5 protein-coding genes are annotated in these 5,722 nt (G+C 61.9%); 3 read left to right on the top strand and 2 right to left on the bottom strand.

Going from position 1 to position 5,722, the window contains the following annotated elements; genetic code table 11:
* Positions 1-81: 81 nt before the first annotated feature.
* Positions 82-1,479 (bottom strand): MATE family efflux transporter, encoded by a 1,398-nt coding sequence (locus tag AAAB16_RS04370; RefSeq protein WP_340662240.1) that lies wholly within the window; start codon positions 1,477-1,479, stop codon positions 82-84.
* Between the two features lie 231 nt (positions 1,480-1,710).
* Between AAAB16_RS04370 and pdxB the strand changes: the two genes are divergently transcribed.
* Positions 1,711-2,841: a 4-phosphoerythronate dehydrogenase PdxB gene (gene pdxB / locus AAAB16_RS04365; protein WP_340662239.1), complete on the top strand. Its 1,131-nt coding sequence runs from the start codon at positions 1,711-1,713 to the stop codon at positions 2,839-2,841.
* A gap of 83 nt (positions 2,842-2,924) precedes the next feature.
* Here the strand turns inward: pdxB and AAAB16_RS04360 are convergent, their stop codons facing one another.
* Complete coding sequence (locus AAAB16_RS04360; RefSeq protein WP_340662238.1) at positions 2,925-3,104, bottom strand: PA1571 family protein; 180 nt, start codon at positions 3,102-3,104, stop codon at positions 2,925-2,927.
* Positions 3,105-3,246: 142 nt separating this feature from the next.
* Between AAAB16_RS04360 and AAAB16_RS04355 the strand changes: the two genes are divergently transcribed.
* Both AAAB16_RS04355 and AAAB16_RS04350 read left to right on the top strand, forming a co-directional pair.
* Positions 3,247-4,368, top strand: coding sequence for an ATP-NAD kinase family protein (locus tag AAAB16_RS04355; protein WP_340662237.1), 1,122 nt, complete (start codon positions 3,247-3,249; stop codon positions 4,366-4,368).
* Positions 4,369-4,440: 72 nt separating this feature from the next.
* Positions 4,441-5,722, top strand: a 1,282-nt coding sequence (locus AAAB16_RS04350; RefSeq protein ID WP_340662236.1) for an ABC transporter transmembrane domain-containing protein, incomplete at its 3' end; no start/stop codon positions are given.

Below are 5,722 nucleotides of genomic sequence, written 5' to 3'. Positions count from 1 at the left end.
CCCCGCCTGCGCGGGGACGACGGTGGTCTGGCTTGCTATCTCCCGTTATCCACGCGCAGGGCGGTACCTGGGGGGGGCGATTTAAGCCCGGGCGTCGTGAAGGCGGATGCGGTTCTTGGCACTTCTGGCCAAGCGAACGGTGAGCATCACCGCCGCACACGTCAGCCCCACGATCAAGCCCTGCCATAGGCCCTTCGGCCCACTCGGTTCGCCAAACAGGTGCGACAGCCCCAGCGCATAGCCCACTGGCAGGCCAATGCCCCAATAGGCAAACAAGGTCATCACCATGGTTGCGCGGGTGTCTTGGTAGCCGCGTAGCGCCCCGGCGGCGGTGACCTGAATGGCGTCGGAGAATTGGTACAAGCCGGCAAACACGATCAGCGCCGAGGCCACGCCAATTACGGTTGGGTCCGGGGTGTAAATCGCGGCGATCTCGCTGCGCAGGCTCAGCATCAGGGTGCAGAAGAAGGCGGCAAAGGCCAGGGCGGTAAAGATGCCGACGCCGGCGACAAAGCGCGCCTGCCGTGGGTCACCAGCGCCCAGGGAATGGCCAACCCGCACCGTTACCGCCATGCCTAAGGCGTAGGGAATCATAAACGTCAGCGAGCTGAAGTTCAGCGCCACCTGGTGCCCGGCCACCACGTCGGCGCCGAGGCTGCCGATTAGCAGGGCGATAACGGCAAAGATGCTCGACTCGGCAAACACCGCAATACCAATCGGCAAACCAATGCTTAACAGGCGCTGAATCGGTTCCCAGCGCGGCCATTCAAAGCGGCTAAACAGGCCGGCCTTTTTGTATACCGGCGCCCAGCGTACATAGATAAGCATGGCGAAAAACATGCACCACATCGCCACGGCCGTGGCCCAGCCGCAACCGGGGCCGCCCATGGCGGGAACGCCGAAATGGCCGTAGATAAAGATGTAGTTCAACGGCACGTTCAGCAGCAGGCCGAGCAGGCCAATCATCATGCTCGGGCGGGTGCGGCCCAGGCCGTCGCTAAAGCAGCGCAGCACGTAATACAGCGCCACCGAGGGGATGCCCAGGCCGATGCCGTACAGGTAGGTCATGCTCGGGCCGATCAGCGCCGGGTCAACCTTCATCACCCGCAAAACCGGTTCGGCTTGCCAGAGCAGCACGCCGGCGCTAATGCCGACCACCAAGGCCAGCCACAAGGCCTGGCGCACCAAGGTGCCGATTTCCGTTTCCTGGCCCGCGCCAAAGCGCTGCGCCACTTTCGGTGTGGTGGCCAGGAGGATGCCGGTCATTAGCAGAAATACCGGCACCCAAATCGAATTGCCCAAGGCCACGGCGGCCAGGTCGCGCGGGCCAACGCGGCCGGCCATTACGGCGTCGACAAAGCCCATGGCTGAGTGCGACAGCTGAGCAATCATGATCGGCAGGGCAAGGCTGAGCAGGGTGCGCAGTTCGCGCAGGGAACGAGAAAAGCGGGATTCGCGGGCGATCACAAGGCAGTCCATTCTTTTTATCAAAAGCTATCAAGTGCGCACTGTATCGGCAGTGGTGGCCGGGCACTCGCTCTGTCCGCGAGGTGAAACGTACAGCAGGCGCGGGCTGCGCCAGAACAGAGCTTGCAAAGGAGCGGCGAGTTTACGCCTTGACGCACCGGTCAGGAAAGAGCCGCGGTAAATCCACCGTCGCCCCTGGCCTGCTTACGCCCTAGAATGGCGCCCAGACTTTTGGAGCCTGCCATGCGAATTCTTGCCGACGAAAATATTCCGCTGCTGGACGAGTTTTTTGCCGAGTTCGGCGAAATCGAACGGCTGCCCGGACGTGCCTTCGACAGAGCCAGCGTGGCGCGCGCCGATGTGTTGCTGGTGCGCTCGGTGACTCAGGTGAATCGCGACCTGCTTGACGGCAGCAAGGTGCGTTTTGTCGGCACCTGCACCATTGGCACCGACCACCTGGACCTCGACTATTTCGCCGAGCACAGCATCGGTTGGGCCAGTGCGCCGGGCTGCAATGCCCGTGGCGTGGTGGACTATGTGCTCGGCAGCTTGCTGAGCCTGGCGGAAGTCAGCGGCGCTAATCTGGCCCAGCGCACTTACGGTGTGGTGGGCGCTGGGCAGGTGGGTGGCCGTCTGCTGGATGTGCTGCGTGGGCTCGGCTGGAACGTGCTGGTTTGCGATCCACCGCGCCAGGCCGCAGAGGGTGGCGACTACGTAAGCCTGGACGAAATCATCCAGCGCTGCGATGTGATCAGCCTGCACACGCCGCTCATTGCCAGCACCCGCCATCTGCTCAACGCTGAGCGCCTGGCGCAGCTAAAAACCGGCGCCTGGCTGATCAACGCCAGCCGTGGCGCAGTTGTGGATAACGCCGCACTGCGCGAATTGCTGCTGCAGCGTGACGACCTCGAAGCGGTGTTGGATGTGTGGGAGGGCGAGCCGCTGGTTGACCCGGAATTGGCTGAACTGTGCCTGCTCGCCACCCCGCATATCGCCGGCTATAGCCTGGATGGAAAATTGCGCGGCACGGCGCAGATTTACCAAGCGTTTTGCCAACATTTTGGTCTCCAGGCGCGGGTTGAGCTGGAGGACCTACTGCCGCCGTACTGGCTGACCGAGTTTGGCTTGGATGCAGCAGCACCGGCGCCCGTCGCGTTGGCCGCGTTGTGCCGAGCCATTTACGACCCACGCCGTGACGATGCCGATTTCCGCCGCAGCCTGGTGGGCAATGCCGCTGAGCGCAAAGCGGCGTTTGATGCGCTACGTAAGCACTACCCGGCGCGGCGCGAAATTGATGGCTTGCAGGTGAAATTAAGCGGTGATGCGCCCGAACTGGCGCAGGTGGTGCGGGCGTTAGGCGGGAAGTTGGTGTAACACGCTCGGTAGGGTGTGCTGCGCGTAACAAACGAGCGCCGTTGTGCGCACAGCACACCCTACGAGAGTAAAAGCGTTTGCGGTTATTCGCTGGCAGGTTTGCCGATACAGGCTTTTTCCAATTTCTCGCAGGCTTGCTGAATCATGCCTTCGGTAATCGGAATTTCCCGCCCTTGGGCATCAATCACAGCACCGCCCACGGGATGTTGTGGGGGCACGGTAGCGATGTGGTGCTCGTTGGTCTGTTGGCTGTGTAAGCTCATGGCTCGTCTCCTCATCAGGTGATGGGCGCATCGTAAGCGGCCCAGATGAATGCTCAGTGACAAAAGCACGTTGTGCGCTTTCGTAGACGTCTTTTTTTGTGAAACAAGTCGGGCCAACTAGTTCCCGCTTTTTGAGGGTCGTATGTCGGTTTTTCACCTCGGTCTGATCATCAACCCCCTGGCTGGCTTGGGCGGCCCAGCGGGGCTCAAAGGCAGCGACGGCGTGGCGGCCGAGGCCCTGGCGCGGGGTGCCTTGCCGCGCGCGGCCGAACGTACGCGGGTGGCGTTGGAACTGCTGTTGCCACTGCGTGAGCGCCTGCAATTTCTGACCTTTCCCGGCCCGATGGGCGGCGATTTGCTGGCGGAAATGGGCTTTCAACATCGCTTGCTCGGCGAACTGAGCGGCGGCGAAACCAGCGCTGCCGATACCCGTAATGCCGTGCAGGCGTTGCAAGCCAACGGCGTCGCCTTGCTGCTGTTTGCCGGCGGCGATGGCACGGCGCGGGACATATGCGCCGTGGCGCAAGACGGCCAGGCGGTGCTCGGGATTCCGGCTGGGGTAAAGATTCAGTCCGGCGTGTATGCCGTCAGTCCGCGGGCGGCGGGCGAGCTGACGCGGCGCTTGGTGGAAGGTGGTTTAGTGCGCTTGAGCCATGCCGAGGTGCGCGATATCGACGAAGCGGCCTTGCGCGACGGCCGGGTCGCCGCGCGCTGGTACGGCGAACTAAGCGTGCCGCAGGAAGGCGGCTTTGTGCAGCAGGTCAAGCAGGGCGGGGTGGAGTCTGAGGAGCTGGTGCTGAGCGAAATCGCCGCCTGGCTGGAAGACACCTGGCAGGCGGATACGCGCTATGTGTTTGGCCCCGGTTCGACCTTGCATGGCCTGGCCCATAACCTGGGTTTACAGACCACCTTGCTGGGTGTGGATGTAATCGAAAATGGCCGTGTATTGGCGTTGGACGTGACCGAGGCGCAGCTGTTTGAGCTGGTTGATGGCAAGCCGGCGATGTTGTTGATCACCGCGATTGGCGGCCAGGGGCATATTCTCGGCCGTGGCAATCAGCAGGTCAGCCCGCGTGTGGTGCGCGCTATTGGCTTGGACAATCTGCGGGTGGTGGCGACCAAGCGCAAACTCGCCACCCTTGCAGGTCGGCCGCTGTTGGTCGATAGCGGCGATGCCGGGTTGGACGACAGTTTTCCCGATGTGGCCAAGGTGTGGGCCGGGTACAAAGAAGAGCTGCTCTATCCCATTTCCACTGGCGAATAATCCTAGGCGGCGTTGCATTTCGTGCGCGGGGTCCCCATCTAGCGCTAGCCCCCTTCTTTTGCGAGCCGCCGCATGATCTCGATTCTGTCTTCCCGCCAGCGCAAGGCGCTGCGCATGACGCGTGAGTTTGTTGCGCCCTACCGCTGGCAGATGATTGGCGCACTGGTGGCGCTGGTGTTTACCGCCGGTATCACGCTGTTTATGGGGCAGGGGGTCAAGCTGCTGGTGGATAAGGGCTTTGCCACCCAGTCGCCGCATATGCTTAACCAGTCCATCGCGCTGTTTATGGTGTTGGTGGTGGCCTTGGCGGTGGGCACCTTTGCGCGGTTTTACTTGGTGTCGTGGATTGGTGAGCGCTTTGTCGCCGATATCCGTAAGCGCGTGTTTAACCATTTGATCACCCTGCATCCGGGCTTTTACGAGACCAATCGCAGTTCGGAAATCCAGTCGCGCCTGACTGCCGATACCACGCTGTTGCAGTCGGTGATCGGTTCTTCGCTTTCATTATTTCTGCGCAATGCGCTGATGCTGGTGGGCGGCATCGTGTTGCTGTTTGTCACCAACCCCAAGCTCTCGCTGATCGTGATTGCCGCGCTGCCCTTGGTGATTGCGCCAATTCTGATTTTTGGCCGGCGCGTGCGCAGCTTGTCGCGCCTGAGCCAGGACCGCATTGCCGATGTCGGCAGTTATGTCGGCGAAAGCTTGGGGCAGATCAAAACCGTACAGGCCTATAACCACCAGGAGCAGGATAAAAGCCGCTTTGGTGGCACGGTGGAAGATGCCTTTGATACCGCGCGTAAGCGTATTTCCCAGCGCGCCTGGTTGATCAGCGTGGTGATTTTGCTGGTGCTCGGCGCCGTCGGGGTGATGCTCTGGGTCGGCGGTATGGATGTGATTGCCGGCACTATCAGTGGCGGTGAGCTGGCGGCGTTTGTGTTTTACAGCCTGATCGTTGGCACCGCGTTTGGCACCTTAAGTGAAGTGCTGGGTGAGTTGCAGCGTGCGGCTGGCGCGGCGGAACGAATTGCCGAGTTGCTGCAGGCGCGCAGTGAAATCAAGGCGCCGAGCAGCGATTTGCTGGCGCTGCCGGAGCGCGTCAGCGGCCGTATCGAGCTAGACGCCGTGCGTTTTGCCTACCCCACGCGCCGCGAGCGCTTTGCTGTAGATGGCATCAGTTTGACCGTTGAGCCGGGGGAAACCCTGGCGTTGGTAGGGCCTTCGGGTGCCGGCAAGTCGACGCTGTTTGATTTGCTGCTGCGTTTCTTCGATCCGCAGGAAGGGCAGATTCGCGTTGAGGGGGTGCCTATCGCCCAGCTCGACCCCAACGACCTTCGCCGCTGCTTTGCCCTGGTAT

It is taken from the genome of Pseudomonas sp. (assembly GCF_037994325.1).
Classification (GTDB): Bacteria; Pseudomonadota; Gammaproteobacteria; order Pseudomonadales; family Pseudomonadaceae; genus Aquipseudomonas.
The sequence above is the reverse complement of the archived record's forward strand: the minus strand, read 5'-3'. Positions and strand labels throughout refer to the sequence as shown.